General features: G+C 70.6%; 27 protein-coding genes and 1 other RNA gene. 5 read left to right on the top strand and 23 right to left on the bottom strand.

Going from position 1 to position 26418, the window contains the following annotated elements:
* Positions 1–67: 67 nt before the first annotated feature.
* The 4 genes from ABLE68_RS13930 to ABLE68_RS13915 are packed head-to-tail and all read right to left on the bottom strand — an operon-like array spanning position 68 to position 4621.
* On the bottom strand, positions 68–1237 hold the full coding sequence (locus ABLE68_RS13930) for a TolB-like translocation protein (protein ID WP_348872105.1): 1170 nt from the start codon (positions 1235–1237) through the stop codon (positions 68–70).
* A gap of 10 nt (positions 1238–1247) precedes the next feature.
* Positions 1248–2807: a PP2C family protein-serine/threonine phosphatase gene (locus ABLE68_RS13925; protein WP_348872103.1), complete on the bottom strand. Its 1560-nt coding sequence runs from the start codon at positions 2805–2807 to the stop codon at positions 1248–1250.
* Positions 2804–3220: an HIT family protein gene (locus ABLE68_RS13920; protein WP_348872102.1), complete on the bottom strand. Its 417-nt coding sequence runs from the start codon at positions 3218–3220 to the stop codon at positions 2804–2806. The genes ABLE68_RS13925 and ABLE68_RS13920 overlap by 4 nt, the downstream gene beginning before the upstream one ends.
* Positions 3221–3229: 9 nt before the next feature.
* Complete coding sequence (locus ABLE68_RS13915; protein ID WP_348872101.1) at positions 3230–4621, bottom strand: M15 family metallopeptidase; 1392 nt, start codon at positions 4619–4621, stop codon at positions 3230–3232.
* Positions 4622–4698: 77 nt separating this feature from the next.
* Between ABLE68_RS13915 and ABLE68_RS13910 the strand changes: the two genes are divergently transcribed.
* Entirely contained in the window at positions 4699–5271 is a 573-nt protein-coding gene (locus tag ABLE68_RS13910; RefSeq protein WP_348872099.1) for a dienelactone hydrolase family protein, read from the top strand.
* On the opposite strand, the gene ABLE68_RS13905 is transcribed toward ABLE68_RS13910, so the two are convergent.
* On the bottom strand, positions 5268–5699 hold the full coding sequence (locus ABLE68_RS13905) for a MarR family winged helix-turn-helix transcriptional regulator (RefSeq protein WP_348872097.1): 432 nt from the start codon (positions 5697–5699) through the stop codon (positions 5268–5270). The two genes, ABLE68_RS13910 and ABLE68_RS13905, sit on opposite strands and share 4 nt — an antisense overlap.
* 74 nt (positions 5700–5773) lie before the next feature.
* Here ABLE68_RS13905 and ABLE68_RS13900 point away from each other — a divergent pair, with 74 nt between their 5' ends.
* Positions 5774–6715: a quinone oxidoreductase family protein gene (locus ABLE68_RS13900; protein ID WP_348872096.1), complete on the top strand. Its 942-nt coding sequence runs from the start codon at positions 5774–5776 to the stop codon at positions 6713–6715.
* Positions 6716–6720: 5 nt separating this feature from the next.
* On the opposite strand, the gene ABLE68_RS13895 is transcribed toward ABLE68_RS13900, so the two are convergent.
* The 12 genes from ABLE68_RS13895 to ABLE68_RS13840 all read right to left on the bottom strand — a co-directional run bounded on the left by ABLE68_RS13895 (position 6721) and on the right by ABLE68_RS13840 (position 17560).
* The gene (locus ABLE68_RS13895; RefSeq protein WP_348872095.1) at positions 6721–8676 is read right to left on the bottom strand and encodes a clostripain-related cysteine peptidase; all 1956 of its coding nucleotides are present in this window, start codon (positions 8674–8676) and stop codon (positions 6721–6723) included.
* Between the two features lie 76 nt (positions 8677–8752).
* The gene (locus tag ABLE68_RS13890) at positions 8753–9265 is read right to left on the bottom strand and encodes a hypothetical protein (protein WP_348872094.1); all 513 of its coding nucleotides are present in this window, start codon (positions 9263–9265) and stop codon (positions 8753–8755) included.
* 61 nt (positions 9266–9326) lie between these two features.
* The gene (locus ABLE68_RS13885) at positions 9327–9725 is read right to left on the bottom strand and encodes a carboxymuconolactone decarboxylase family protein (protein WP_348872092.1); all 399 of its coding nucleotides are present in this window, start codon (positions 9723–9725) and stop codon (positions 9327–9329) included.
* On the bottom strand, positions 9722–10579 hold the full coding sequence (locus ABLE68_RS13880; protein ID WP_348872090.1) for an NAD(P)-dependent oxidoreductase: 858 nt from the start codon (positions 10577–10579) through the stop codon (positions 9722–9724). The genes ABLE68_RS13885 and ABLE68_RS13880 overlap by 4 nt, the downstream gene beginning before the upstream one ends.
* Positions 10576–11307: an SDR family oxidoreductase gene (locus tag ABLE68_RS13875; RefSeq protein ID WP_348873277.1), complete on the bottom strand. Its 732-nt coding sequence runs from the start codon at positions 11305–11307 to the stop codon at positions 10576–10578. The genes ABLE68_RS13880 and ABLE68_RS13875 overlap by 4 nt, the downstream gene beginning before the upstream one ends.
* A 70-nt stretch (positions 11308–11377) precedes the next feature.
* Complete coding sequence (locus ABLE68_RS13870) at positions 11378–12847, bottom strand: aldehyde dehydrogenase (RefSeq protein ID WP_348872088.1); 1470 nt, start codon at positions 12845–12847, stop codon at positions 11378–11380.
* On the bottom strand, positions 12844–13467 hold the full coding sequence (locus tag ABLE68_RS13865; protein WP_348872087.1) for a nuclear transport factor 2-like protein: 624 nt from the start codon (positions 13465–13467) through the stop codon (positions 12844–12846). The genes ABLE68_RS13870 and ABLE68_RS13865 overlap by 4 nt, the downstream gene beginning before the upstream one ends.
* Positions 13464–13664: a ferredoxin gene (locus ABLE68_RS13860; RefSeq protein WP_348872085.1), complete on the bottom strand. Its 201-nt coding sequence runs from the start codon at positions 13662–13664 to the stop codon at positions 13464–13466. Before ABLE68_RS13860 ends, ABLE68_RS13865 begins: the two co-directional genes overlap by 4 nt.
* On the bottom strand, positions 13661–14998 hold the full coding sequence (locus ABLE68_RS13855) for a cytochrome P450 (RefSeq protein ID WP_348872083.1): 1338 nt from the start codon (positions 14996–14998) through the stop codon (positions 13661–13663). Before ABLE68_RS13855 ends, ABLE68_RS13860 begins: the two co-directional genes overlap by 4 nt.
* Positions 14995–15771 carry an SDR family oxidoreductase gene (locus tag ABLE68_RS13850; RefSeq protein ID WP_348872082.1) on the bottom strand — a complete coding sequence of 259 codons (777 nt, stop codon included), beginning with the start codon at positions 15769–15771 and terminating at the stop codon, positions 14995–14997. Before ABLE68_RS13850 ends, ABLE68_RS13855 begins: the two co-directional genes overlap by 4 nt.
* Positions 15768–16985 carry a cytochrome P450 gene (locus ABLE68_RS13845; RefSeq protein ID WP_348872080.1) on the bottom strand — a complete coding sequence of 406 codons (1218 nt, stop codon included), beginning with the start codon at positions 16983–16985 and terminating at the stop codon, positions 15768–15770. The genes ABLE68_RS13850 and ABLE68_RS13845 overlap by 4 nt, the downstream gene beginning before the upstream one ends.
* Positions 16982–17560, bottom strand: a complete 579-nt coding sequence (locus ABLE68_RS13840) for a TetR/AcrR family transcriptional regulator (protein ID WP_348872078.1) — start codon at positions 17558–17560, stop codon at positions 16982–16984. Before ABLE68_RS13840 ends, ABLE68_RS13845 begins: the two co-directional genes overlap by 4 nt.
* Before the next feature lie 148 nt (positions 17561–17708).
* Between ABLE68_RS13840 and ABLE68_RS13835 the strand changes: the two genes are divergently transcribed.
* Positions 17709–19235, top strand: coding sequence for a Re/Si-specific NAD(P)(+) transhydrogenase subunit alpha (locus ABLE68_RS13835; protein ID WP_348872076.1), 1527 nt, complete (start codon positions 17709–17711; stop codon positions 19233–19235).
* Between the two features lie 4 nt (positions 19236–19239).
* Complete coding sequence (gene pntB / locus ABLE68_RS13830) at positions 19240–20709, top strand: Re/Si-specific NAD(P)(+) transhydrogenase subunit beta (protein WP_348872075.1); 1470 nt, start codon at positions 19240–19242, stop codon at positions 20707–20709.
* A 149-nt stretch (positions 20710–20858) separates the two neighbouring features.
* On the opposite strand, the gene ssrA is transcribed toward pntB, so the two are convergent.
* From ssrA to ftsE, 6 genes are all read right to left on the bottom strand, one after another.
* Positions 20859–21229: a transfer-messenger RNA gene (ssrA, locus tag ABLE68_RS13825) on the bottom strand.
* 20 nt (positions 21230–21249) lie between these two features.
* Positions 21250–22170 carry an amidohydrolase family protein gene (locus tag ABLE68_RS13820; RefSeq protein ID WP_348872074.1) on the bottom strand — a complete coding sequence of 307 codons (921 nt, stop codon included), beginning with the start codon at positions 22168–22170 and terminating at the stop codon, positions 21250–21252.
* Entirely contained in the window at positions 22163–22642 is a 480-nt protein-coding gene (gene smpB / locus ABLE68_RS13815) for an SsrA-binding protein SmpB (protein ID WP_348872073.1), read from the bottom strand. The genes ABLE68_RS13820 and smpB overlap by 8 nt, the downstream gene beginning before the upstream one ends.
* 146 nt (positions 22643–22788) lie before the next feature.
* Positions 22789–24048 (bottom strand): peptidoglycan DD-metalloendopeptidase family protein, encoded by a 1260-nt coding sequence (locus ABLE68_RS13810; RefSeq protein ID WP_348872070.1) that lies wholly within the window; start codon positions 24046–24048, stop codon positions 22789–22791.
* A gap of 56 nt (positions 24049–24104) precedes the next feature.
* Positions 24105–25016 carry a permease-like cell division protein FtsX gene (gene ftsX / locus ABLE68_RS13805; protein WP_348872069.1) on the bottom strand — a complete coding sequence of 304 codons (912 nt, stop codon included), beginning with the start codon at positions 25014–25016 and terminating at the stop codon, positions 24105–24107.
* 23 nt (positions 25017–25039) lie between these two features.
* Positions 25040–25729 carry a cell division ATP-binding protein FtsE gene (ftsE, locus tag ABLE68_RS13800; RefSeq protein WP_348872067.1) on the bottom strand — a complete coding sequence of 230 codons (690 nt, stop codon included), beginning with the start codon at positions 25727–25729 and terminating at the stop codon, positions 25040–25042.
* A gap of 81 nt (positions 25730–25810) precedes the next feature.
* On the opposite strand from ftsE, the gene ABLE68_RS13795 reads away from it, so the two are divergent.
* On the top strand, positions 25811–26386 hold the full coding sequence (locus ABLE68_RS13795; protein WP_348872065.1) for a hypothetical protein: 576 nt from the start codon (positions 25811–25813) through the stop codon (positions 26384–26386).
* Positions 26387–26418: the final 32 nt, after the last annotated feature.

The following is a 26418-nucleotide window of genomic DNA, read 5'->3' as shown; positions in this document are numbered from 1 at the left end:
CGGTCTGGCTCCTCGTGTCGGTGACTCTCGCTACCTGTCGACCGACACATTAGGACAGGGCGGCTGATCAGAAGCCGGTGGCCCGGCGCTCGCCGTACGGAAGCACGGTGCCGAAGGCCTCGCGCTTCGGGAGCAGCACGAGGGTGCGCTCCTTCTTCGTGACCGGGTCGAACCGGGTCAGGGCCGAGCGCGGTGTCGCGCCGTCGCAGCTGATCGCGTGCTCCAGCGTGAGCCGGCTGCCGCTGCCGTCGATCAGCAGCACGTTGCCGACCGCCCCCGGGACCCGGACCTGGGTGACCCGGCCGTGGTGCTGGCGGCCGAGGTAGACGTAGCCGCACGGGCCGGCGACCTGGACGTAGAGCCCGCTGTCGATGCGGCGCGCGTCGAGGTGGCCGAGGTCCTCGGGCTGGGGGTCGGTGCGCCCGGTCAGCGGGGTCACGGTGCCGGCGTGGACGTCGACCAGGGAGAGCGTCGTGGTGCCCTTCTTCGCCGAGCAGTCGACCAGCACCCGCTGGTCGTCCCACCAGCGCACGGGCAGGCAGTGCGTGGGCGTCCTCACCTTCTGCAGGACCGTGCCCTCGCTCGTCGAGAGCACGCGGATCACCTTCGCGTGCCAGCTCGCGCCGTGGGTCACCAGGCTGTCGCCGTTCGGCGACGGCAGCACCGGTCCGTCGACGTCGTCGGAGATCGTGGTGCGGGTGCCGTCCCAGGTGATCTCCGACAGCGGCGCCTGGTCGGAGTGCTCGTCCTGGTAGGCGACGGCCAGCACGCCGTCTCCGTCCGGGGCCAGCACCACGTCGGCGACGTCGGTCGGGAGCGGCAGGACCGTGGTGTCCCCGGTCGTGACGTCGACCCGGGTCGCCTGCGGGTGCTTCTCGTCCTGCGACACCAGGAGAGCGACCGAGCCGTCGGGCGACCAGTCCACGAGCCGGCCGGCCTTGCGCGCCGGCTGGTCGAGCAGCCGGGTGCGATGACCGTCGGGCGACACCAGGACCAGCCGCTGGCGGTCCGCCACGATGCCGTACGGGCCGGGCCTGCCGTGCTCGATCGTCGTCAGGTACCAGCCCTCGCCGGGGGTGGGCGGCGCGGCGGTCGCGGTGGTCGCCGGTGACACCCCGAGGGTGGTGGTGGCGGCGGCGAGCGCGGCTGCTGCTGCTGCGACGAGCGAACGGACCTGGATCACGATGGTTCCTCCCGAGTGGTGGACGGCTGCGGTGGTGTCTGAGGAGAGACGCACGACCGACCGTTCAGGTTGCCACCCCGGGCGACACCGATGAGGGCACACCACGCCGGACCACGAGGATCGTCACGTCGTCGCGCGGCCGCGCCGCGTGGTCGCGCACCCGGCTGCGCACCCGGTCGACGACGTCGGTGGCCGTGCGGTCCCGGACGCCGGCCACCACGTCGAGGAGGCGGTCGACGCCGAACTCCTCTCCCCCACCGTCGCGCGCCTCGAGGACGCCGTCGGAGAAGGCGATCAGCGAGTCGCCCGACCCGAAGCTGCGCAGCCCGGTGTCCCAGGTGACGTCCGCGAGGACGGCACTGAGCAGCGGGCCGGTCGGGTCGAGCTCCTCCGGCCCCTCGCCGGTGCCCGCCGGTCGGACCAGCAGCGGCGGCGGGTGGCCCGCGTTGACGTAGGACAGGGTGTCGCCGGCGAGGTCGACGATCGCGACGAAGACGGTCGCGAACATCTCCGGCTGGTCGGCCAGGCTGCCGCGCACCCGCGGCAGCAGCTCCTCGAGCGACACCCGCCCGAGCATCGAGCCGATCGCGATCTTGAGACGCAGGCCGACCAGGGCGGCGGCCGGTCCGTGCCCGGAGACGTCGCCGAGGATCACGCCGACCCGGTCGCCGTCGAGCTCGACGATGTCGAGGAAGTCACCGGCGAGCACCCCGAGCGCCGACTCGATCTGTCCGGCGACCTCGAGCCCCGAACGCTGGAGCGGACGGTGGGTGAGCGCGTCCTGCAGGGCAGCGACCGCCGGCTCACCGAGGACGAGCGCCTCGGTGGCGCGACGGGAGGCGTCGAGCTCGTCGAGCAGGTGCCGCCGCATGGTGTCGACGTCCTCCCCGACCTGGGCGACCTCCCGCGGCCCGTGCGCGCCGACGGACTGGTCGAGCCGGCCGCCGGCGACGGCTCGCGAGTCGCGGCCCAGGACGGACAGCGGCCGCAGCACCGTGCGGCTGAACGCGACCGTCGCGAGCAGCGTCGTGCCGAGGAAGGCCGCGATCGTGAGGGCCAGCAGCCACGAGAGCCGCTGCAGCAGCGAGTCGGCGCGCTGCGTCGCGGCGAGCTGCTCGGCGGCGATCTGGTCGTCGACCTTCGTGTGGGCGACGCGTACGGCGTCGAAGAGCTCCTTGCCCCGACCGGTCGCCACCAGCCGGGCGGCCCCGGCACGGTCCCCGTCGCGTACGGCGGCCAGCTCCGGCTCGGCCGACTCGGTCAGCCAGGTCTCGTGGGCGCCGGTCATGGCGTCCAGGGCGCCGCGCACCTCCGGCGAGACCTGCCTGCGGAGCAGCGCGACGTTGCGCTCGATCTCCGGAGCGGCGGCGTCGTACGGCTCGAGGAACTCGGGCTTCCCGGTGAGGATGTAGCCGCGCTCGGCGGTCTCCTGATCGACGTACAGGGCCAGGAGGGTGCCGAGCTCGACCCGCGCGGGGTTGAGCTGGTCCTCGAGCCGGTCCTGCGCCGAGGCGACCTGGACGGCGGTGACCGCGAGCATGGTCCCCACCACGACGCTGAGCAGCGCGACGGCGACGGCGACCCAGCGCACGATGACGCGTGCCGAGCGCGGCGGACGCGTCACAGCGCTCCCCGCAGCCGGGCGGCGTAGTCGGCTGCCTCGCCGTCGGCGTAGGTCGTCCGGGGCCAGAAGAAGCCGCGCAGGCCGTCACCCTTGGTGCGCGGCACGACGTGCAGGTGCAGGTGGGCGACGGACTGGCTGACGACGTTGTTCATCGCGACGAAGCTGCCCTGGGCCCCGAGGCCGGTGACGACCGCGGTCGCGAGTCGCTGCGCCGCCTCGAGGAACCCGTCGCGGAGCCCCGCCGGGAGGTCGGGCAGCGTGACGACGTGCTCGCGCGGGACGAGGAGGGCGTGGCCCTTGAAGACGGGGCGGCGGTCGAGGAACGCCACGAAGTCGGGCTCGTCCAGCACGACGTCGGCCGGCTGCTCACCGGAGACGATCGCGCAGAAGACACAATCCCCGCCGGCGGCCATGCCCGAAGGCTAGTCGCAGAAGCGCTCGCATTCCTCCGGAAGGGCAGATGCGCGCGACCGGCTGCCGACGTAGTCGAAGTGCTGGGTGTCGCCCGTCCCGTAGGTCCAGCGGAAGCCGTGACGGGCCATCAGCTCGACGACCGGGTGGGACGTGGTGCGCCAGGCGACCAGGGGATGGGACCGCGGCTGCCACCAGGTGTTCGGGACGGTGCCCTGCGCGGAGCGGTAGGGGTTCTCCCAGGTGTTGATGTCGATGGCGCGTCCGTAGGAGTGCGGCGAGCGGACGCCGGGACGACCGGTGACGTCGCGGCAGTTGAACGCCGAGGTGTTGCCGGCCTTCATCGAGGCGTAGTCGTCGCCACCGCGGGACCGGCTTCCCCAGCCGAAGCGGTCGACGCGGTACATCGCCCGGATCGGGAGCTCGTGGTCGTAGAGGTCGGCCAGCGCGGCACCCATCGCGCGGGCCGCGTCGACGTTGGCCACGAGCTCGCCTCGGCGGCGGTAGCCCGAGTAGTCCCAGTAGTTGACCCGCACCAGCCGGAGCTGGGTGCGTCCGACCGGGCACCCCGAGTGCCAGGTCACGCCGGTCATCTGGCGCCAGACGGCGTCGGGGATCCGGCGTACGACGACGTGGGCACCGTCGCCCGTGGCGTGCGGCTGCCGGGGCAACCTGATCCTCGGGCTGGGCGCTCCCTTCGGCAGGGTCACCCGATCGCCGGGCGCGAGGTTGTCGATCCGGCGCACGGAGCTCCGGGCGGCGTCGACCCAGGCGAGCTGGGGAGCACGCGCTCGCCACCGCGAGTCGCTGCGCGGCGTGCTGCGGAGCTCGGCGCGGCCGTCGGCGCCGGTGCGGACCGTGCGGTAGGGCTTGAAGTCGCCGCGGCCGAGCGCCCGGTAGACCCGGACGGCGCCCGCGATCGGCTGCCCGCTGCCGGTCCGCCAGCGGATGGTCAGCGTCACCTGCCGCTCGTCGACGACCGACCTGGGGCCGCTGATCGCGAGCGTGCTGGAGCGCCGCTGGATCTGCAGCCGGGTCTCGGCGGTCGAGGGCGAGTGGACCGCGTCTCCGGCGTACGTCGCGCGCACGGCGTTGTCGGCCGGGTCACGACCGACCGGCACGTCGCTGGTCGCACGACCGTCCGCACCCGTCGTGACGGTGCCGCTCGGGGTCCAGGCGCCGTCGGAGCTGCGCTCCAGCAGCACCGACGCACCGGCGACCGGAGCACCCGACTGGTCGACGAGGTCGACGACGAGGGTCGTCGTCGCGTCGGCGTACGCCGGTGCGGCCGTGATCGTCACGGTCGTCGGCGTCGTCTCGTCGGCAGCTCCCGCCGGCGAGCCGAGACCGGTCAGGAGCGCGATGGAGGACAGCACGACCAGCAGTCGGGACCCGAGCGACATGGCCCGAGTGTGCCCAGGTGGGACGACTCCAATCGCGAGGCTGACGGTGTGTCGGCGCGATGATGCAGGATCGTGCCATGACGGAGATCCTGCTCTTTCACCACGCACAGGGGCTCACGCCCGGCATCACGGCGCTCGCCGACCGGATCCGCGAGGCGGGCCACACCGTGCACACGCCCGACCTCTACGACGGGCACACGTTCGACTCGCTCGACGACGGCTTGGCCCACGCCCGCGAGGTCGGCTTCGACGTCGTCGTCCGGCGTGGCGTCCAGGCGGCCGATGGACTGCCGTCCGAGATCGTCTACGCAGGCGTCTCGCTCGGGGTGATGGCCGCCCAGCAGCTCGCCCAGACCCGACCAGGCGCCGTGGGCGGCCTGTTCCTGGAGTCCTTCGTCCCGCCGTCGGAGTTCGGCTCCTGGCCAGATGGCGTGCCGGCTCAGATCCACGGGATGGACGCCGACCCGTTCTTCGCCGGCGACGGCGACATCGACGCCGCCCGGGCGTTCGCGGCTGAGTCGGCCGACGCCGAGCTGTTCGTCTATCCCGGCGACGTGCACCTCTTCACCGACAGCTCGCTCGCGTCCTACTCCCCCGAGCAGACCGACCTGCTCGTCGAGCGGGTGCTCGCCTTCCTCGACGCCCGCTAGGCGGGGCGCATCCGCGCGAGCAGGTCGCGCAACGTACGCCGCTCGTCGACGTCCAGGCCCACGGCCATGGCGGCGACCGCCTCGCTGATCTCGTCCGCGCCGTCCTCGGCCAGCCGCCGGCCGGCTGCGGTGAGCCGCACCCGGCTCGAGCGCCGGTCCTCGTCGTTCGACACGCGCTCGACGAGGCCGCGTTTCGCCGCCCGGTCGACCAGGCCGCTCACGGTCGACCGGTCGAGCCCGAGGTGGTCGGCGAGCTGGGCCATCGTCGGCTCGTGGTTGCGCAGGATCGCGAGGACTCGCACCTGCGTCAGGGAGAGGTCGTGAGCCGCACCGACCCGGGTGAGCAGCGCGGTCATCGCGAACGAGGCCTGAGCGACCGCATCGGTCAACGCACGGTCCTCAGCAGCGCTCCCAGGGGCGGAGGTCATGGCGCAACCCTACTTGATCTGCTTGGTCTTACCAACTACTTTGATTGGTAACACCAACTACTTGTGAGGTTGTCATGCACGCGGCAGTAGTCACCGCCTTCGACCAGAGCCCGCGCTACCAGGAGTTCCCGACCCCGGCTCCCTCCGGCCAGCACGACGTGCTGATCGAGGTGCTCGCGGCCGGGCTCCATCCCCGCGTCCGCTCACAGGCGGCCGGGTCTCACTACACGAGCTCCGACCAGCTGCCGCTGGTCCCGGGCATCGACGGAGTCGGTCGCACCCAGGACGGCGCGCTGCGCTACTTCGTCCTGCCCGACACAGCGATGGGCGCGATGGCCGATCGCACGGTGATCGACGTACGCCGCAGCGTCGTGCTGCCCGAGGACGCCGACCCGGTCGCGATCGCCGCCGCGATGAACCCGGCCATGTCGTCCTGGGTGGCCCTGCGCCGGCGCATCGACTTCCAGCCCGGCCAGCGCGTGCTCGTCCTCGGCGCGACCGGCAACGCCGGGCGGATGGCCGTGCAGGTCGCGCGTCGACTCGGGGCGAGCCACGTGACGGCGGCCGGCCGCAACGCCGGGCTGCTCGCCGGGCTGGATGCCCTGGGAGCGGACCGCACCGTCTCCCTCGATCCGGCCGAGCTCGGCAGCACCGGCCGTGACGTCGACCTCGTCATCGACTACGTCTGGGGTGAGCCGACCGTCGACGCGCTGCGGGCGATCATCCCGAACCGCGCCGACGACGCCCAGCCACTGACCTGGGTGCAGATCGGCTCGGTCGCCGGCCCGGACGCGGCGATCCCCTCGGCGGCGCTGCGGGCCTCGCGGCTGGCGATCGTGGGCAGCGGTCAGGGCTCGGTCGCGACCCGCGACATCCTGGCCGAGCTCCCCGCACTGGCCGCCGAGATCGGCAACGGGACCTTCGCGGTGGACGCTCGGACCATGCCGCTGGCCGATGCCGAGCAGGCATGGGCCGACGCCGCCGCCTCACGCCAGCGGATCGTGCTCCTGCCCTAGGCGACCTACGGCACCTCGATGACCGTGCTGAGGCTGCTGGAGTTGCCGCCGAAGTCGTAGAGCGTCAGGTCGGTCTGGATCTGCGTGCCGGAGTCGAGCGGCACGAAGCTGTACGTCAGCTGGGCGATGTCGGCGTAGAGACCGACGTCGGACGTGGGCTCCCAGACCTGCTCGCCGTCCGCACCGATGGTCAGCACGTCGGGGACGATGATCCCGTCGGGGTCGGGTGCGAGCTCGCCGTACCCGCCGGACTGCTCGTCGTAGACGTAGAGCGTCTCGCTGTCGAACTTGCGCTTGTCGATGTCGAGGACCAGCGAGAGCAGCGCGTCCTGCGCCGTGTCGGGGTCGGTCGAGGAGTAGTAGGTCAGCGGGACGTCGAAGAACGCGGTCTTGAGGTCGTCGCTGATGTCCAGGTCGACATAGGCGTACGCCGAGTCCTCGCCGTCGGTGATCTCCATGTAGGACAGGTCGTAGGTGCCGGTCGCCGTCGGCGCGGCACCCGTGTCGTCGTAGTCGGCGGCCTCCTCACCGAAGTAGGTGATGGAGCCGTCGTCGTTGAGGAGGGCGTAGCTGATCGTCGCCTGGGTGATGTTGTCGAGGCCCGCGGGATCGAAGGCGCCGGTGAGCGTCACCCCGTCCTCGTCGAAGCTGACGTCGGGCTCGTCGCTCGGCTCGGTGAACGCGGGCTGCTCGGCGGGCGGGATCGCGTCGCCGGCGCTGTAGTAGGTGTCGAGGAACGTCGCCCAGGCCCCGGCGCTCGAGACGTCGACGTAGGCGCCGTCCGAGAGGTCGCGGACCGGCGGGAGGTAGATCGACAGACCGGTCGCGCCCGAGGTCGCGGTGCCGAAGACCTCGTCGAGGACCACCTCGTCGAGGGCAGCGATCACCTCGTCGGCCTGCTCGGACACCTCCGGCGCGGACTCGCCGATCGCCGTCGCCAGCAGCCCGAGGTCGCTCAGGTGCTTGTCCTGCGTCTGGTCGGGGTTCTTGCCGAACGCCAGGGTCGTCGCCTCGGACTGGCCGACGGCCGGCGCGACGTCGGCGACCTGGTCGGACAGGGCGGTCGCGAAGTCGGTGACGGCCTCGTCGACGTCGGCCATCTGGGTCAGGTCGATCATCGAGAGCGTGATCTGGTCCTCGGTGCCCTGTTCCTGGGCCTGGCCGGAGAAGCCGTCGATCAACGCCGTGCCGAGCTCGTCGGCGGTCGTGTCCGGGTTGTCGGCCAGCACCTGCAGGGCGCCGTAGTCCCATCCGTGGCCGGGCTCGAGCTCCTGGGACGCGACCAGGCGGTCGGCGAGCGGCGCGACGGCGCTGGCCACCTCGTAGTTGGCCATCAGGCACGCGTCGAAGCCGAGCACGTCCAGGCTGTCGACGCCTGCTGCGTCGAGACCGGAGGAGATGGCGTCGGTGATCTCGGCCAGGTCGAGGACGTCGTAGTCCGGCGCGGTCCCCTCGTCGGGTCCGATGCCCGGCCAGGACGCTCCGTGGTCGGAGATGATCAGCGCGTAGTGCGCGGCCCGGTGCGCCTTGATGCCCTCGGCGATGAAGTCCGCGAGCACGTCCGGGTCGGCCGAGTCGACGTCGCCCAGGTCCTCGACGACCTCGCTGGTCCCCGGTGCGCCGAGGTCGAGCACCCGGCCGCCGACCCAGCTGCCCTGGTCGAGCAGCTCGTCGTCGCCGTAGTCCGCCGACCGGTCCATGAACTCGCGGACGTGGAGGGTGTCGGTCGAGCCGACCTCGCCGAGCTCGTTGACGTCGGCGACCATGAACGGCTCGAGGTTGGTGTCGGCCATCGAGTAGTGGAGGACCGTCCATCCCTCGCCCTCGCGGCCGGTGTGCCCGGCGGGGGCCGCGTCCCCGTCGCTGTCGGTGTCGGAGCCGCCTCCGCTGCACGCAGCGGTGAGCAGGAGGAGCGCCGCGATCGCGACGACGAGGCGTGAGCGCCCGCAGTCAGTAGCCATCGTCCAACGCTAGGGATCGCCGGACCCAGCCGCCGCCGAACGCACAACGCGGCGGCGGCTGGGCTAGCCCGGCTGCTCAGCGCTGGTGGTAGTGCCGCGTCTTCTTCGCCTGGTAGTCGTAGCACGTGTGGCCCGCGATGCTGCTCGGCACCGCGTGCCGCGCCAGGACGCCGCAGCCCCAGATCTCCTGGGTGCCGGCGATCTGCTTCCAGTGACCGTCGACGACCGCCCAGAGGGCCTCGTAGCCTCCGCAGTCGTTGACGCCACCGACCGCGAAGCCGTCGGTGCGCACCCGCTCGACGGTCACCCCGACGTAGCCGCCGGAGCAGGTCGAGTGGTCGGCGACCCGCTGGGCCTTGTTGCCGATGAAGCGCTTGAAGGCCTTCGGCGCCCCGCGCAGCTTCTTGGCGTCGGCCCGCGACTGCACCTCGACGCCGGGCGACTCGCCCCCGGCGTACACGATCAGATGGGGCTTGTCGCCGGCGCTCGCATGGGCCGGCGCACCTCCGGCGGACCACAGCGTGATCGCCAGGGCGGCGCCGAGGAGCAGTCGCAGGGGCAGGTGGGCAGTTCCGAGACGAAGGTTCATGCCCCTCTGACGCACCGGACGCGTGGTTTGGTTGCGTCGAGGCGAGGGTGTCTTCTGAGCGTCAGGACTGGTCGGCGGCCTTCGCCTTCGCCCGGGCCGCCTTGGCGATGGTGTCCTCGACGACCGAGTTGATCCGGGCGCCGTTGGGCCAGCCGGCGTAGTGGCAGAGGAAGATCACGATCTCGCGGAGCTGCTCGTCGTCGAGCTCGCCGTTCTTGTACGCCGCGGGGATCTGGATCGTCAGCACGTCGTGGCCGCCGGTGCCGGCGAGGAGGCCGATGAGCAGCAGCCGGCGGTCGCGGTCGGAGAGGCCGGGCCGGGTCCAGATGTCGGCGAAGAGGTGGTCGGCGGTGATCCCGAAGAAGTCACCGGCCCCGTCGGTCATCTCGAAGCCGTAGACGTCCTCCATCTTCTCCAGGCCGATCCGGCGCTTCTCCGGCAGATCGTCGAACTTGCTCATACTCCGAGTCCCTTCCCCAGTGTGGGCAGTGCCTGGCGGGCCAGGGGTACGTCGACCCCGAGCTCGTCGGCGAGCGCGATCGCGAACGTCAGGTCCTTCTCCCCCAGCGCGGTGACGTGGGTGAACACGCCGTACCAGAAGTCCTCGGGGTCGATCGGCGCGGTCGTGGCGCGGTGCATGATCGCGCCCGGACCGCCGGTGATCGCGTCGGTGTGGCGGACGACCTTGCCGAGCTCGACCAGGTCGAGACCTGCGGCCTCGGCCAGGCGCTGCGCCTCGGTCGCGGCGGTGAAGGCCACGAAGTGCATCACGTTGCGCGCGAGCTTGAACCTCGTGCCGGCCCCGATCGGTCCGGCGTGGGTCACCAGCGACCCCATCGCGTCGAGGGCGGGACGTGCTGCTGCGAACGCCTCCTCGGAGCCGCCCACCATGATCGCGAGGGTGCCCTCGGCGGCCCCCATGGAACCGCCGCTCACAGGCGCGTCGAGCACCTCGACGCCGTGCCGGGCCGCGGTGTCCGCGAGTACGGCGGGCGTGCCGGGTGCGACGGTCGAGTGGATGACCACGGTCTGCCCGTCGCCCGACACCCCGAGGATCTCCCCCAGGACGTCGCGGACCTGGTCGTCGTCGCGCACCATCACGCAGATGACGTCGACCTGCGCGGCGAGGGCGGCGACGCTGTCGGCCGCGCGGGCGCCCGCCTTCTGGAGCTCGGCGACCGGATCGGGCGCGACGTCGTACACCGTGAGCTCGATGCCCGGGGACGACGCGAGCCGCAGTGCCATCGGCTTGCCGATGTTGCCGAGCCCGATGAAGCCCACCTTCTTCCGGTGGTCGAGCTTGTCGAGACTCATGCGCGGAACGTCTGTCCGCCGTCGACGGCGATGATCTGGCCGGTGACCCACGCCGACTCCTCGGACAGCAGGAAGAGGCAGGCCCCGACCATGTCCTTCGGCTGACCCATCCGCTTGAGGGCCAGGCCCTTGACCAGGTCCTTGGCCGCGTCGCCCGCCTGGGTGCGCGTAGCCTGGGTGTCGGTCGGGCCGGGCGCGATCGCGTTGACCCGGATCTTCAGGCCGCCCAGCTCGTGCGCGAGCTGCTGGGTCAGGCCGTTGACCCCGACCTTGGCGAGACCGTAGAAGCCCGCGTAGAGGTAGGCCGCGGTCGAGCTCTGGTTGACGATGGAGCCGCCGCCGCGCTTCTGGATCTCCGGGTAGACCGCGCGCGTCATCACCAGCGCGCCGTCCATGTTCACCGACATGAACTTCTTGTAGTAGTCCCAGTCGACGCTGATCAGCAGGTCGAACGCCATCTCGCCGTAGATCGCGGCGTTGTTGACCAGCCCGTCGATCCCGCCGTACGCCGCGACGGTGGCCTCGACCAGCGACGCCGCGTCCTCGTGCGACGAGACGTCGCAGCGGACGAAGAGCCCGCCGATGTCGGCCGCCACCTTCTGGCCCGACTCGACGTTGAGGTCGGCCACGACGACCGATGCACCCTCCGCCGCGAGGGCACGTGCGTAGGCCTCACCGATGCCCTGGGCCGCCCCCGTGACGACGACGACCTTGTTCTCGAAACGCATGTTCACTTGCTGTCTCCTCTTGGCTCACTAGGTTTCGAGACAGGCGCTAGCGCGCCTTCCTCAACCAACGTCATGCGGGCTCGGCGACCGTCTTCGTCTCGAGGTACTCCTCGAAGCCGGCGACGCCCATCTCGCGGCCGATGCCGGACTGCTTGTAGCCGCCGAACGGTGCGTCCGGGCTGAACCAGACGCCTCCGTTGACGGCGATCGTGCCGGTGCGGATCCGGGCCGCCACCGCCTTCGCGCGCTCGAGGTCGCCCGACTCCACCGAGCCGGACAGGCCGTACGGCGAGTCGTTGGCGATCCGCACCGCGTCGTCGTCACCGTCGTGCGGGATGACGACCAGCACCGGTCCGAAGATCTCCTCCTGCGCCAGGCGCGAGGAGTTGTCGAGGCCGGAGATGACGGTCGGCTCGATCCAGAAGCCGTCCTGGTCGATCACGTGGCCGCCGGTGGCGAACGTGCCGCCCTCCTCCTCGGCCAGCTTGAGGTAGCCCTCCACCCGGTCGCGCTGCAGCTGGGAGATGACCGGACCGCAGATCGCGCCCGGGTCGGCCGGGTCCTTGGCGCCGATGGACTCCATCGTCGCCGCCGCGACCTGCACCGCCTCGTCGTACTTCTCCCGCGGGACCACGAGCCGGGTCGTGATGGCGCACCCCTGACCGGCGTGGATCATCGCGGTGAACGCCGTGGCGCCCGCCGCCGCGGTGACGTCGGCGTCGTCGAGCACGATCGCGGCGGACTTGCCGCCGAGCTCGAGGAAGACCCGCTTCAGGGTCGGGGCGGCCGCGGCCATGATCGCCTTGCCGACCGCCGTCGAGCCGGTGAAGGACACCATGTCGACCCGCGGGTCGGTGGTCAGCAGCGCCGCCACCTCGTTGGACCGTGGGGTCACCACGTTGAAGACGCCCGCCGGGATGTCGGTGTGCTCGGCGACCAGCCGCCCGAGCTCGGCGGCCACCCACGGGGTGTCCGGCGCGGGCTTGAGCACCACGGTGCAGCCGGCCGCGAGGGCCGGACCGATCTTGGCGAGGTTGATCTGGGTCGGGACGTTCCACGGGGAGATCGCGGCCACCACGCCGATCGGCTCGCGGCGTACGGTCCGGCGGCTCTTGATCCCCATCGGCGCGGCCACGCCCAGGTCGGTCTCGAACTCGTAGGACTCCAGCAGGTCGGTGACCCACTTGAGTCCCTCGACCGGGACGTCGAAGCCGGCCGCGCCCATCATGAAGCCGGGCATGCCGACCTCGGCCGTCGTGAGGTCCCGGAACGCATCGGCGTGGTCGAGCAGTGCCTGGTGCAGCTGACGCAGGCAGCGCACCCGCAGCTCGGTGTTCGTCGACCAGTCGGTCTCGTCGAAGGCCCGACGGGCCGCGGCGATCGCCCCCTCGGCGTCCGCCGCGGTGCCGTCCGGCGCCTGGCCGATCTCCCGACCCGTGGCCGGGTTGAGGATCGGGTACGTCGTGCCGTCGGAGGCCCCGACGAGCTTGCCGTCGATCAGCTGCTGGGCGGCGGGCACCCGGGTCATCGAGTCGCTCATGCGCCCGGCGGCTTCTGCTCGATGTAGTCGCCGCGCTCGACCGGCGGCGGCCAGACGCTCGACGGGAGGTCCTGGTAGCGGTAGTGGCCGGGCACGTCGAGGCCGCTCACCGACATCCGCTTGAGCAGCGTGTCGGGCGCCTTGTCGGCCTTGATGATCTCGACGAAGGTGTGCGCGGTCGAGGGCATGTCGAACCAGTCGCGCTGCCAGGCGAACTTGATCAGCCCGTCGTCGGCGCCGCCGACCTGGCGCTCGACACCGAACCACGAGCCGCCGATGCCGAGGATCTCGTACTCCTCGCCGGTCGCGTCGTTGATGATCCCGGACCGCTGCTTCCAGAAGCCCAGCACCATCGACTTGGCCTCGTCGATCATGGTGACCTGGTAGTCGTAGTGCCAGCCGTCGAGGCCGTCCATCTCGATGCCGATGGCGTAGTCGCGGATCTGGTCGCGACCGACCGCCATGAAGTGCTCGTCGACGGAGTACATCCAGCCGTACGTCGCGTCCTCGGCGTACCACTCGGCCATCGGGCGCCAGTCGCCGGTGGCCTCGACCTTCCGGTTGATGTCGAGCCAGGTGGCCCAGAACTCCTCGATCTCCGCCCGGGTCAGGGTGGTCATGCTTCCTCCTCGATGGCCAGCGCCATGGCTGGGCAGTACCTGACGGCCGACTCGACCTGCGGACGCAGGGACTCGTCGGGGTGTTCCTGGGTGACGACCACCTGGTCGGTGCTGTCGTCGAACTCGAAGACGTCCGGGGCCTCGCCCGTGCACATCTGGTGGCCCTGGCAGAGACCCAGGTCGGCGACGACCCTCACTTCTGCCGCCGGCGGTAGCGGACGGTGGCGGGGCTGGCGAGCTGGATCACCATCTTGGAGGTGTCGTCGCGGTAGGTCTCCGCCGGCTGGACCATCTCGAACTCGTAGTCGCGCAGGATCACCGAGAAGATCGCCTTCATCTGCATCATCGCGAAGGCGTTGCCGACGCACCGGTGCTTGCCGGCGCCGAACGGGATCCAGGTCCAGCGGTTCTGCAGGTCCTCCTGGCGCGGGTCCAGGTAGCGCGAGGGGTCGAAGAGCTCGGGCTCGGGGAAGTCCTCGGCGATCCGGTTGGAGACCCGGGGCGACGCGGCGACCATGGTGCCCGGCGCGATCGTGTGCCCGGCCAGCTCGATCTCCTCCTGCACGACGCGCAGCAGGATGATCAGCGGCGGGTGGAGGCGCAGCGTCTCCTTGAGAGCGGCCTCGAGCCGCGGGATCGACCGCAGCGCCTGGAAGGAGACCTCCGAGCCGTCGGCGTAGAGGTCGTCAAGCTCGGCGACGACGTCTTTCATCACCTCGGGGTTGCGCATCATCTCGATCAGGCCCCAGGCGGCGGTGCCCGACGAGGTGTGGTGCCCGGCGAACATCATCGAGATGAAGATCCCGGTGATGTAGTCGGCGGTCATGTCGATCGAGATCAGCACGTCGAGCAGGTCGCGGTCCTCGCGCGGCACCTTGCCCCGCGCGATCCGCTTGTCGATGATCCCCTGCACCAGCGCAACGAGGTTCTCGCGCGCCGCGTCGCGGCGGCGGAACGACTCGATGTCCATGTAGGGGTCGACGTAGGCCAGCGCGTCGGTGCCGCGCTCGAGCTCGTGGTACTCCGCAGCGAACCGACCGTCGAGCTCCTCACGGAACGGCTTGCCGATCAGGCAGGCCGACGTCGTGTAGATGGTCAGCTCGGCGAACCAGTCGAGCAGGTCGATCTCACCCTCGTCGCCCCACTGCCCGACCATCCGGTTGATCTCGGCCTCGATCGTCGCGGCGTGGCCGCGCATCATGTCGCCACGCAGCGCCTGGTTCTTCAGCATCTGCTGGCGTTCCTCCGGCGAGGCGTCGAAGACCACGCCCTTGCCGAAGATCGGCGTCATGAAGGGGTAGGCCGCCGCCTGGTCGAGCGTCGAGTCCGGCGCCCGGAAGAACTGCTCGTTCGCCTCGGCGCCCGACACCAGCACGACGTCCTTGTCGGCCAGCCGGAAGCGGCCGATGTCGCCGCACTCCGCACGCAACCGCTCGAAGAGACCGATCGGGTCGACCCGCATCTCGGCCAGGTGGCCGTAGCCGTCGTCCGGCACGGCGTACGAGACCTCGGGGATCTGCTCGGTAGTCATCGGTCCTCCACGGGAGCCTCGGGGGTCACTTCGACCAGGTTGAGGTGCACGCCGCGCGGGGCCGAGACGATCGTCGTGATCGCCTCGCCGATCGCAGCGGGCTTCAGGAAGTGCGGGTGCCGGGCGAACCCGAAGCGCACCCAGTGGTTGAGCACGTCGGCGCCGGCCTCGGGGTCCCAGTCGCTGCCCATCTCGCTCCAGGTGCCACCGGGTCGCACGATCGAGGCGCGCACGCCGGTGCCCTCGAGCTCCATCTGCATCGCGTGCGCCATGCCCTCGAGCCCCCACTTGCCCGCGGCGTACGACGACATGAAGGGCCGGGCCCGCACGGCGACGTCGGACGACACGAAGACGATGTCGCCGCGCTGCCGCTCGACCATCCCGGGTGCGATCGCGTGCACCATCCGGTGGGCGCCGACCACGTTGAGGTCGAGCTCGCGGGCGAACCGCTCGCTGTCGACCTCGTGGATGATGCCCGGGCCGACCGCGCCGGCGTTGTTGACGAGCACCTCGATGTCGCCGAGGTCGGCGCTCACGGCCTTGACGAAGGACTCGACCGAGTCGGCGTCGGTGATGTCGAGGGCGTGGACGAAGGCCTCTCCCCCGGCCTCGCGGATCGCGGTCGCGACCTCCTCGCACCTGTCCGTACGCCGCGCACCGAGCGCCACCGGGTGTCCGGCTGCCGCGAGGGCCAGCGCGGTGGCCGCGCCGATGCCGGACGAGGCGCCGGTGACGACCGCCGGCCGGCGCTCGGGCTGGGCGTACTTGTTCATCGCGGAACCACCGTCATCGGCTCGAGGTTGAAGCCGCGGACGTTGACCGAGTGGACCCGGCGGCACGCGTCGTGGTCGACCTCGATGGATCGAGCGCGCTCGACGAGCGCGGTCAGCGCGACCCTCGCCTCGAGGCGGGCCAGGTTGGCGCCCAGGCAGAAGTGACGGCCGCCGCCGAAGGACAGGATCTTGGCCAGCTCGTCGGCATCCCGGGTGATGTCGTACTCGTCGGGCCGACTGAACACCGAGTCGTCCCGGTTGGCCGAGCCCAGGCACAGCAGCAGCTTGGATCCCTGCGGGGCGACCCGCCCGTGCAGCTCGACGTCGCGCAGCAGGTAGCGCGCCAGCAGCTGGCTCGAGGTGTCGAACCGGAGCGTCTCCTCGACCCACGGCGCGACCAGGTCGGTGTTGCCGGCACCGCCGAAGACGAGGTCGTGCTGGTCCGGGTGGCGGGTCAGGTGGAAGGCCGCGTGGCCGAGAAGCTTCGTCGTGGTCTCGTTGCCGGCGACCACCATCAAGAAGAGGAAGGCGATGACGTCGTCGTCGTCGAGCCGCTCGCCGTCGACCTCCGCCTCGATCAGCGCGCTGGTGAGGTCGTCGGTCGGCTGGCGCCGGCGCTGCGTGACCATGTCGATGAAGTAGGTGACCATCCAGAGCGAGGCCTCGGCGCCGGCCTGCGGCACGTCGTACACGCCGTCCTCGCGGTGGACGACGATGTCGGCCTGGCGCCGGACCTCGGCGCGGTCCTCCTCCGGGACGCCCATCATCTCGGAGATGACGTCCATCGGGAGCTTGCCGGCGAAGTCGGAGATCCAGTCGAAGCTGCCCATCTCGAGGCACTCGCCGAGATAGCGGTCGGTGAGTGCCTGGATGCGCGGGAGCAGGTCGTGCACCCGGCGCGGCGTGAAGCCGCGGGACACCAACGAGCGCAGTCGCTTCTGCCGCGGCGGGTCCATGCCGAGGATCGACATCACCTTGTAGGCCGACGGACCCCAGGCCGACTTCTCGATCGCGACGCCGTACGAGTTGGAGTAGGTGCCCTCCGTCCGCAGCGCCTCGGCGATGTCCGCGTGCTGGGTCAGCGCCCAGAGGTCGAGGTCCGGGTTGTGGTGGAGCGGCTCGTGCTCGCGGAGCCAGGCGTAGACGGGATAGGGGTCGTTCTGGAACCCGTAGTCGTACGGGTCCAGGACCGGCCTGCTCTGGACGACACTCATGCGTTGCCCTTCATGATCACGGCGACCACGGCGTCGAGCCGGTCGCCCATCTCGGTGTAGGTCATCAGGCCCATGCCCCCCTGGAGCAGCGCTCCCGAGAACGCGAGCGTCACGGCCTCGACGAGCGCCGGTTCGGCCTTGTCCCCGAGCGCCGCCCGGAAGCGGTTGACGAACTCCGCGCCGATCCGCAGACGCAGTCGCTCGACGTCCGGGTCGGTGCCGAGCAGCGCCGGTGTGACCGCTGCGGCCAGCTCGGGCGCCCCAGCCAGTCGGAGGGTGAGGTGGCGGATGGCAAGCTGCAGGCGCTCCGTAGGGGTCGCGCCCGCGGGCTCGCGATCGGCGTCCTCGGCGAGGAAGCGCCAGAACAGCTCGGCGAAGAGGTGGTTCTTCGACGCGAAGTAGGTGTACGCCGTCGCCGGCGACACTCCGGCCCGGGTCGCGACCGTGCGCACCGTCAGCGCGTCGTGCCCGACCGCCCGGAGCTCCTCGAGACCCGCCGTGAGCAGTCGCTCGACGGTCTCGGCCTGCCGCGCGTTGAGACCCTGACGAGGCAGGGCAGACACGTGGCTGGACATGTGTCTAGTGTGTCGTACGCAACGCAGATCACGCAAGCATCTGGCCGTCCAGGGGCTGCGGGAAGCGGCTGCACCTGACAACCTCGTCGCCAGCACCGCTTCTCGCCGAGCTCGGCGAGGCTTCGGCGATCACGATCAAGGAGCATCTGTGCGCATCGGAATTCCCCGCGAGTCCAGGCCCGGTGAGACGTTGGTCGCGGCGACCCCCGCGACGGCCGGCCAGCTGCAGAAGCTGGGGTACGACGTGGTCGTCGAGTCCGGCGCGGGCATCGCGTCCGCGCAGCCCGACGACGCGTACGTCGCGGCCGAGGTCCCGGTCGGCAGCCCCGACGAGGTCTGGTCGAGCGACGTCGTGGTCAAGGTCAACGCACCGACGCCCGAGGAGATCGCCCGGCTGCGCCCCGGCACGGTGGTCGTCTCGATGATGGCACCGGCCCGCAGCCCGGAGCTGGTCGACGCCCTGGCCGCGGCGGGCGTGACGGCGCTGGCGATGGACGCGGTCCCCCGGATCTCGCGGGCGCAGTCGATGGACGTGCTGAGCTCGATGGCGAACGTCGCGGGCTACCGCGCCGTCATCGAGGGCGCGCACGCCTTCGGGCGGCAGTTCACCGGCCAGGTCACCGCCGCGGGCAAGGTCCCGCCGGCGAAGGTGTTCGTGGTCGGCGCGGGTGTCGCGGGACTGGCGGCGCTCGGCGCCGCGGGCAGCATGGGCGCGATGGTGCGCGCGTTCGACGTGCGCCCGGAGGTGGCCGAGCAGGTCGAGTCGATGGGCGCCCAGTTCGTCACCGTCGACATGGAGTCGGAGGTCTCGACCGACGGCTACGCCAAGGAGATGACCGCCGAGCAGGTCGCGGCGACCGCCGCGATGTACGACGAGGAGGCGCGCGCCGCCGACATCGTCATCACCACCGCGCTGATCCCGGGACGCCCGGCTCCCAAGCTGGTCACCGCCGAGACCATCGCAGGGATGCGGACCGGCTCGGTCATCGTCGACATGGCCGCTGCCAACGGCGGCAACACCGAGCTCACCCGCACCGACGAGGTCGTCGTCACCGACAACGGCGTCACGATCATCGGCTACACCGACCTCGCCGGACGGCTCGCGGCGCAGACCTCGCAGCTCTACGGCACCAACATCGTCAACCTGCTCAAGCTGATGACCCCCGAGAAGGACGGCGTCCTGGTGCTGGACCTCGAGGACGTCATCGTCCGCGGCATCACGGTCGCCCACGAGGGCGGGTCGATGTGGCCGCCGCCCCCGGTGCAGGTCTCCGCGGCGCCGACCACCGCCCCCGCCGTACGCGAACCCGTGGCGCCGAAACCGCCGCCGGACCCACGTCGCAAGCTGTACGTCGGAGGGGTCGCGGCCGTGCTGTTCATCCTGGCCGCGACGTACTCGCCGCCCAGCTTCCTGGGCCACTTCACGGTCTTCACGCTGGCGGTGTTCGTGGGCTACTACGTGATCTCCAACGTCGCCCACGCCCTGCACACCCCGCTGATGAGCGAGACCAACGCGATCTCCGGGATCATCCTGGTCGGCGGCATCCTGCAGGTCGGGTCGACCAACCCCGCGATCGCGATCATGGCGACCCTCGCGGTGCTGGTCGCGTCCATCAACATCTTCGGCGGGTTCCTCGTGACCCTCCGCATGCTCGAGATGTTCAGGAAGGACTGAGCGCATGTCCGACTTCCTGACCTGGGACCACCTCGACGGCCTGATCCAGGGCCTCTACATCGTCGGCGGCGTGCTCTTCATCGGAGCCCTCGCCGGCCTGTCCAAGCACGAGACCGCGAAGACCGGCAACCTCGCCGGGATGACCGGCATGGCGCTGGCCCTGGTGGCCACCCTGCTGAAGGCCGCGCAGAACGCCGAGCTCGACTACGACGACCGCCTCAACGGCGTCGGCATCACGCTGCTGATCGTCGTGCTCGCGATGGCGGCCGGCGGCTCGATCGGCGCCTGGCGGGCACGCACGGTCGAGATGACCGGCATGCCCGAGCTGGTCGCGATCCTGCACAGCTTCGTCGGCCTGGCCGCCGTGCTGGTCGGCATCAACTCCTTCCTCGACCCGCACGCTCCGCAGGTGGGCGCCGAGGCGACCATCCACGACGTCGAGGTCTTCCTCGGCGTCTTCATCGGAGCGGTCACCTTCACCGGGTCGATCGTCGCCAACCTCAAGCTCAGCGGCCGGATGAAGTCGTCCCCGCTCGTGCTCCCGCACCGCCACCTGCTCAACCTGCTGGTGATCCTGGCCTCGCTGGCGCTGCTGGTCTGGTTCATGTCGTACGACGGGTGGTCGACCGACCACGCCGCGCTGGTCCCCCTGCTCGTGATGCTCGCGCTGGCGCTGTTCCTCGGCTTCCACCTCGTCGCCGCCATCGGCGGCGGCGACATGCCGGTCGTGGTCTCGATGCTCAACAGCTACTCCGGCTGGGCCGCGGCCGCCGCCGGCTTCCTGCTCGACAACGACCTCCTGATCATCACCGGCTCGCTGGTCGGCTCCTCCGGCGCGATCCTCAGCTACATCATGTGCAAGGCGATGAACCGCTCGTTCGTCTCCGTCATCGCCGGCGGCTTCGGCTCCGACGGAGCGGTCTCCGGCGAGGAGCGCGACTACGGCGAGCACCGCGAGATCCAGGCCGACGCCGCCGCCGACCTCCTGGCCAACGCATCGTCGGTGGTGATCACGCCCGGCTACGGCATGGCCGTCGCCCAGGCGCAGTACCCCGTCGCCGAGCTCACCGCCCGGCTCCGCGCCCGCGGCATCGACGTCCGGTTCGGCATCCACCCGGTCGCCGGGCGGCTGCCCGGGCACATGAACGTGCTCCTCGCCGAGGCCAAGGTCCCCTACGACATCGTCCTCGAGATGGACGAGATCAACGACGACCTCGCCGAGACCGACGTGGTGCTGGTCATCGGCGCCAACGACACCGTCAACCCCGCCGCCCTCGACGAGCCCGGCAGCCCGATCGCCGGCATGCCCGTCCTGGAGGTCTGGAAGGCCCGCGACGTCATCGTCTTCAAGCGCTCCATGGCCACCGGCTACGCCGGCGTCCAGAACCCGCTGTTCTTCAAGGAGAACTCGCAGATGCTCTTCGGCGACGCCAAGGACAAGGTCGAGGAGATCATCCGCAACCTGCCGGCCTGACCCGGCGCGACCGGGACAGCACAAAGCGAGAGCCGCTCCGACGGATGTCGGGGCGGCTCTCGTCCAAGAGGGCTGGGCTCCGCGGCGTACGCCACGGTGACCGGTGGATCTGCGAAGGCTTCGCGTTCCTGCTGCGAAGACGTCACGGTTGGTGGAGCTGCGGGGAATCGAACCCCGGTCCTCGAGCGTCGATCCAGGTCTTCTCCGGGTGCAGTCTGTATTGACGCTTTTCTCAGCCCCGGGGCTCGCACAGACACGTCCCCGACAGGCTCAGTCACGGAAAAGTCCCGCTCACCCTCCGCGACACGGAGTGAGCAGCAAGTCTCCTAGATGACGCCAGGGTCCGGGACGGAGACGGATGCCCGGTCTGACGCTTCGATCACTGCTCAGGCAGCGAGAGCGAAGGAACTGCGATGGTTGTTGGCAGTTATAGGTTTCCAACGATCGTTTACGAGATGACGTTGGCTTCTCGACCCGCTTCATCTGGAACTAACGTCCCAAGTCGAAACCGATCAGCCCCTCTTGAGTTGTGGGATCAGTCTACGGGGCAGCACCGAACAGATCGAACCCATTGCCCCAACAGACCGCCCGCAGCCAGTCGTCGCCGAGGTCCAGACGGGCCAGACCCTCGAGCTGGTGGGCGTAGGGATAGGGGATGGTCGGGAAGTCGGTACCGAGCAGGACCTTGTCCTGCAGGTCGACCAGGCGCGGCAGCAGCTCGGTCGGGTAGGGCTGCGGCCAGAAGTCGGTGAAGACCATCGTCGTGTCGAGACGGACCCGCTCGAAGCCCTCGGCGAGCTCGAGGAACTCCACGAGGTCGGGCGCGCCCATGTGCGCGACGATCGCCGTCAGGCGCGGGTGCCGGTCGAGGACGCGGGCGAGCGGGGCCGGACCGGTGAAGGCGTTGCCGACGGGGGCGCCGCCGGCGTGGATGACGATCGGCGTCCCGGCGTCGGCGAGGAGACCCCAGACCGGGTCGAGGAGGGAGTCGTCGAGGTCGAACTCCCCCACCTGCACGTGCACCTTGAAGATCTCGACGCCGTCGGCGACCAGCTGCTCGACGTACGCCGCCGCCTCGGGCTCGGGGTAGAACGTCGCCGACCACAGCGACTCGGGGACGTCGCGCTTGAAGCCCGCCGCCCAGTCGTTGAGGTAGGTCGCGATGCCGGGCCGGTGGGCGTAGGGCAGCGTCGAGAACCGGCGTACGCCGAAGCCGCGCAGGATCTCGACCCGCTCCTCGGTCGACTGCCGGTAGCGGATCGGCCACTCGCGACCGATCTTCGGGCCGGCGAGGTCGAACTGCTCCCACACCCGACGCTGGATGTTCGGCGGCAGGAAGTGGGTGTGGACGTCGAAGAGGCCCGGAAGACCCAGCCCCTGCCAGAAGTCCCGGACGGCGGGGGTGTCGGGGTGTCGGGACGGTTGCTGCACAACCTCCTCGACCACCGACGGGTCAGTCACCCATGCCCTTGGCGCGGCGGCCGATCGCCTGCTCGGTCTCGCGGGTGGCCTGCCGCTCGGCGAGGGCGTGCCGCTTGTCCCACGACTTCTTGCCCTTGGCGAGCGCGATCTCGACCTTGGCGCGGCCGTCCTTGAAATAGAGCGAGAGCGGGATGACCGTCAGGCCCTTCTCGTTGACGCGGCGCTCGATCTTGTCGATCTCCTCGCGGTTGAGCAGCAGCTTGCGCTTGCGTCGCGCGGAGTGGTTGGTCCAGGTGCCCTGGGAGTACTCCGGGATGTGGACGCCGTGCAGCCACGCCTCGTGGCCGTCGATGTCGACGAAGCCGTCGACCAGCGACGCCCGTCCCTGGCGCAGCGACTTGACCTCGGTGCCCATCAGGACCAGGCCGGCCTCGTAGGTCGTCTCGATGAGGTAGTCGTGCCGCGCCTTCTTGTTCTGCGCGACGAGCTTCTGCCCGGTCTCCTTGGCCATCCGGCCATTCTCTCAGAGACGGGCAAAACGGTTTCGAGACGGTTGCTGCGCAACCTCCTCAACCAACGGGCGGACGGTTGCTGCGCAACCTCCTCAACCAACAGGAGGACGGTTGCTGCGCAACCTCCTCAACCAACGGACGACGCCTACGACAGCCAGTTCATCGGGTCGACCGCGGTGCCGTTGACCAGGATCGTGAAGTGCAGGTGGCAGCCGGTCGACCAGCCCGTGGAGCCGACGTACCCGACGATCTCGCCCTGGTTGACGTGGTCGCCGACGTCGACCCGGTAGCCGGTGGCGTGGTTGTAGACCGCGGTCACGTTCTTGCCGTTGATCATGCCGAGGCTGAGGTAGAGGCGGTTGCCGTAGACCTCGGAGTAGTAGCGCTCGATGACGGTGCCGCTGGCGACGGCACGCATGCCCTCGCCGCAGGAGACGCCGAAGTCGGTGCCGTCGTGGAGGCCCCAGTAGTGGTAGATCGGGTGGATCCGGTAGCCGAACGGGGAGGTGACCGGGCCGTCGACCGGCTTGATCAGCAGGCCGTTGGTCGACCCGGTGTAGCCGCCCTTGGCGCGCCGCGCGGCGGCCAGGATCTGCTGGCGGATCTGCTGCTCGCGCGTCTTCGCGGCCTGCAGCTGGCGGAGGTCGTGGCGCTTGATGGACCTGGCGCGCTCCGTGGCGTCGCGGCGGTCCTGCACGAGGCGTACGACGGAGTCGCGGGCGTCCCGGGTCTGCTGGTGCAGCTGCTCCATCACCACCAGGTGGTCGGCGGCGGCCTGGCGCTGGACCTCGACGTCGTCGTGGGCGGCCTGGACCTCGTTCTCCCGGACCTGGAGCAGCACCTCCGCGGCGTGGAGGTCGTCGTACGCCTGGGTCTGCTTGCCGACGACGACGTTGTTGAACTCCTCCTGCCGGGTGAGGTCCGTGGTGCTCTGCGACTTGAGGAGGTTGGAGAAGGCGACCAGCTGCGGGTCACCCTGCTCGTAGAGGTCGGTGACCGTGTCGGTGACGGTGAGCCGCTGGGCGGCGAGCGCGGCCTGCCCGTCGGTCAGCTCCTGCTGCGCCGTGGTGAGCCGCTGCTCCGCGGCGGCGAGCTGGTGCTGCATCTCCTCGTCACGGAGCTGGGCGGCGTCCAGCTTGGCGCTCGCGGCACGGAAGGCGTTGCGCGCCGCGTGCAGATCGGTCTTCGCCTTGGCCAGCGCTGCCTGCGCCGACTGCAGCTGCGAGCTCGACTCGTCGAGGTCGTGCTGGGCGCTCTTGATCTGGTGCTGGGCCTGGTGCTGCTTGTGCTTGAGGTCCCGGGGGTCCGCATGCGCGAAGGGGACGGCGAGCGCGCCTAGCGCCAGCGAGCTCGCGGCGACGGCCGCGGCCCAGCGTCGGCTGGCGGTACGGGGGAAGAGACGCACCGGTCTGCCTTACTCGTGTTCGGGGAAGTGAACGCGATGACCGTAACGCGCGCGGATCACACTTTGAGGGATTTGCGGCTCACCAAGAGTGTCGGGACCAGCGTCAGGATCGGCGCGAGGATCGCGACGCGGATCAGGGCGTACCAGAGGTTGGTCCAGTCGATCCACGGGATGAAGCCCACGGACTCGCTGAGCCGCTGCTCGACGCCGAAGTACATGACGGCCGAGAGCGTGCCGCCGACGAGGGCCACGGAGATCGCGGCGGTCACCAGCGCCTCGAGCAGGAACGGCAGCCGGATGTAGAGCGAGGACGCGCCGACCAGGCGCATGATCCCGATCTCCCGGCGCCTCGCGAAGACCGCCAGCCGGATCGTGTTGCCGACCAGCAGGAGGGCCGCGGCGACCAGGACGAGCGCCACGACCGCCGCGCCGACCTGCATGAGCCGCATGCTCTTGAGGATCGGTCCGACCACGTCGCGCTGGTCACGCACGCTGCTGACGCCGTCCAGCCCGATGATCGCGCTGGTGATCCCCTCGTACTTGTCCGGGTCCTTGAGCGTGATCCAGACGGACTCCGGCATGTCGTCGGCCGTCGCCGCCGGGTTGGGGCCGTCGAACTTGTCGGAGCCGAGGAGCTCCTTGACCTTCGCGAACGCCTCTTCCTTGCTCTCGAAGTGGTAGTCGCTGACCTCGTTGTTGTTCTCGACGACGTCGGCGATCGCGGCCTTCTGCGCGTCGGTGACCTCGCCCGTGCAGGCCGGGTTGTCGTCGCGGGCCTTGCAGAGGAACGCCGTGATCTGGAGCTCGGAGCCCCACTGGTCGCGGGCCTTCGCGGACTGCTCGCTCATCAGGAGCCCGAAGCCGACCAGGGTCAGCGACACGAACAGGGTCAGGATCACCGCGATGTGCATCGAGATGTTGCGACGGAGGCTCTGGCGGAGCTCGGTGAAGACGTAGCGCAGCTGCATGAGGTGGAGAGGTCCTTGTCGAATCAGTGCTGGAAGCCGTAGACGCCCTGGACCTGGTCGCGGATGACCCGACCGCCCTCGAGCTCGATGACGCGCTTGCGCATCTGGTCGACGATGCCGGCGTCGTGGGTCGCCATCAGCACCGTGGTGCCGGTGCGGTTGATCCGGTCGAGGAGCTTCATGATCCCGACCGACGTCGTCGGGTCGAGGTTGCCGGTCGGCTCGTCGGCGATGAGGATCATCGGCCGGTTGACGAACGCGCGGGCGATCGCGACCCGCTGCTGCTCGCCGCCCGACAGCTCGTCGGGCATCCGGTCGCCCTTGCCCTCGAGACCGACCAGCTCGAGGGTCTCGGGCACCAGCCGGCTGATCTCCGAGCGGGAGCGACCGATCACCTGGAGCGCGAACCCGACGTTCTCGTTGACCGTCTTGTTGGAGAGCAGCCGGAAGTCCTGGAAGACGGTGCCGATCTGGCGGCGCAGCCGCGGCACCTTCCAGCTCGCCAGCCGGTTGATCTCCTTGCCGGCGACGTAGACCCGGCCCGACGTGGTGCGGTGCTCACGGAGGATCACGCGCAGGAACGTCGACTTGCCCGAGCCGGACGCGCCGACCAGGAACACGAACTCGCCCTTGTCGATGTCGACCGACACCTGATCGAGCGCCGGGGCGGCCTGTCCCGGGTAGAGCTTGTCGACCTTCTCGAAGCGGATCACCGGATCGAGGGTAGTCGGTGGGTGCACACGTCCTGGGGACCGCGTCCTCCGCGCGCTGCGACGGCGCCGTACGTTGTCCTCATGCGTGTCGTGGCTGCCCTGGTCCTCGCGCTGCTCGGGGTCGGGCTGGCCGGCTGCGACAGTGACGACGAGGCCCCCGCCGACCCGCCCTCCGCCAGCAGCACTCCCCTGGCCGACTTCGACACCACCGGCCTGAGCGTCGCCCGCGCCGACTTCTGCGCGCGCGTCGCGCCGGCTGCGGTCGACGAGGCGCTGGGCGGCGAGCCGACCAGCTCGGACAGCTACGGCAACGGCGACCGCGTCCGGATCGGCGGCGCTCGGGCCGACGTCGTGCACGAGTTCGGCTGCACCTGGACCGCGGCCGACGGAACGGTCGCCCGGGCGTGGGTCTTCGCGCCGCCGGTGACCGCCGAGCGGGCCCAGGCCCTCCGTGGCGCGGCGGCGCACGCCGACGGGTGCGCCCCGGTGCGCGGCGCCCCGGACTACGGCTCCCCGTCGATCGCGGTGAGGTGCGGGGACGAGACCGCGTTCCACGGGCTCTTCGGTGACGCCTGGCTCTCCTGCAGCCTCGACGCCAACGACGTCGAGCGCGTCGGTCGCTGGTGCGTGGCGGTCGCCGGGGCAGCCACCTCCTGACGCATTCCCCGGACACCGGCGCGGCGCGCCAC

Source organism: Nocardioides pollutisoli (assembly GCF_040045055.1).
Taxonomy (GTDB): Bacteria; Actinomycetota; Actinomycetes; order Propionibacteriales; family Nocardioidaceae; genus Nocardioides; species Nocardioides tweenelious.
Note: the sequence above shows the minus strand (reverse complement) of the source record. Positions and strands in the feature narration are given on the sequence as shown.

Excerpts from the sequence above, each read along its gene's own strand:
- ABLE68_RS13920 (WP_348872102.1), bottom strand. The coding sequence starts at position 3,220 with ATGGCCGCCGGCGGGGATTGTGTCTTCTGCGCGATCGTCTCCGGTGAG.
- ABLE68_RS13915 (WP_348872101.1), bottom strand. The coding sequence starts at position 4,621 with ATGTCGCTCGGGTCCCGACTGCTGGTCGTGCTGTCCTCCATCGCGCTC.
- ABLE68_RS13910 (WP_348872099.1), top strand. The coding sequence starts at position 4,699 with ATGACGGAGATCCTGCTCTTTCACCACGCACAGGGGCTCACGCCCGGC.
- ABLE68_RS13905 (WP_348872097.1), bottom strand. The coding sequence starts at position 5,699 with ATGACCTCCGCCCCTGGGAGCGCTGCTGAGGACCGTGCGTTGACCGAT.
- ABLE68_RS13900 (WP_348872096.1), top strand. The coding sequence starts at position 5,774 with ATGCACGCGGCAGTAGTCACCGCCTTCGACCAGAGCCCGCGCTACCAG.
- ABLE68_RS13895 (WP_348872095.1), bottom strand. The coding sequence starts at position 8,676 with ATGGCTACTGACTGCGGGCGCTCACGCCTCGTCGTCGCGATCGCGGCG.
- ABLE68_RS13890 (WP_348872094.1), bottom strand. The coding sequence starts at position 9,265 with ATGAACCTTCGTCTCGGAACTGCCCACCTGCCCCTGCGACTGCTCCTC.
- ABLE68_RS13885 (WP_348872092.1), bottom strand. The coding sequence starts at position 9,725 with ATGAGCAAGTTCGACGATCTGCCGGAGAAGCGCCGGATCGGCCTGGAG.
- ABLE68_RS13880 (WP_348872090.1), bottom strand. The coding sequence starts at position 10,579 with ATGAGTCTCGACAAGCTCGACCACCGGAAGAAGGTGGGCTTCATCGGG.
- ABLE68_RS13875 (WP_348873277.1), bottom strand. The coding sequence starts at position 11,307 with ATGCGTTTCGAGAACAAGGTCGTCGTCGTCACGGGGGCGGCCCAGGGC.
- ABLE68_RS13870 (WP_348872088.1), bottom strand. The coding sequence starts at position 12,847 with ATGAGCGACTCGATGACCCGGGTGCCCGCCGCCCAGCAGCTGATCGAC.
- ABLE68_RS13865 (WP_348872087.1), bottom strand. The coding sequence starts at position 13,467 with ATGACCACCCTGACCCGGGCGGAGATCGAGGAGTTCTGGGCCACCTGG.
- ABLE68_RS13855 (WP_348872083.1), bottom strand. The coding sequence starts at position 14,998 with ATGACTACCGAGCAGATCCCCGAGGTCTCGTACGCCGTGCCGGACGAC.
- ABLE68_RS13850 (WP_348872082.1), bottom strand. The coding sequence starts at position 15,771 with ATGAACAAGTACGCCCAGCCCGAGCGCCGGCCGGCGGTCGTCACCGGC.
- ABLE68_RS13845 (WP_348872080.1), bottom strand. The coding sequence starts at position 16,985 with ATGAGTGTCGTCCAGAGCAGGCCGGTCCTGGACCCGTACGACTACGGG.
- ABLE68_RS13840 (WP_348872078.1), bottom strand. The coding sequence starts at position 17,560 with ATGTCCAGCCACGTGTCTGCCCTGCCTCGTCAGGGTCTCAACGCGCGG.
- pntB (WP_348872075.1), top strand. The coding sequence starts at position 19,240 with ATGTCCGACTTCCTGACCTGGGACCACCTCGACGGCCTGATCCAGGGC.
- smpB (WP_348872073.1), bottom strand. The coding sequence starts at position 22,642 with ATGGCCAAGGAGACCGGGCAGAAGCTCGTCGCGCAGAACAAGAAGGCG.
- ftsX (WP_348872069.1), bottom strand. The coding sequence starts at position 25,016 with ATGCAGCTGCGCTACGTCTTCACCGAGCTCCGCCAGAGCCTCCGTCGC.
- ABLE68_RS13795 (WP_348872065.1), top strand. The coding sequence starts at position 25,811 with ATGCGTGTCGTGGCTGCCCTGGTCCTCGCGCTGCTCGGGGTCGGGCTG.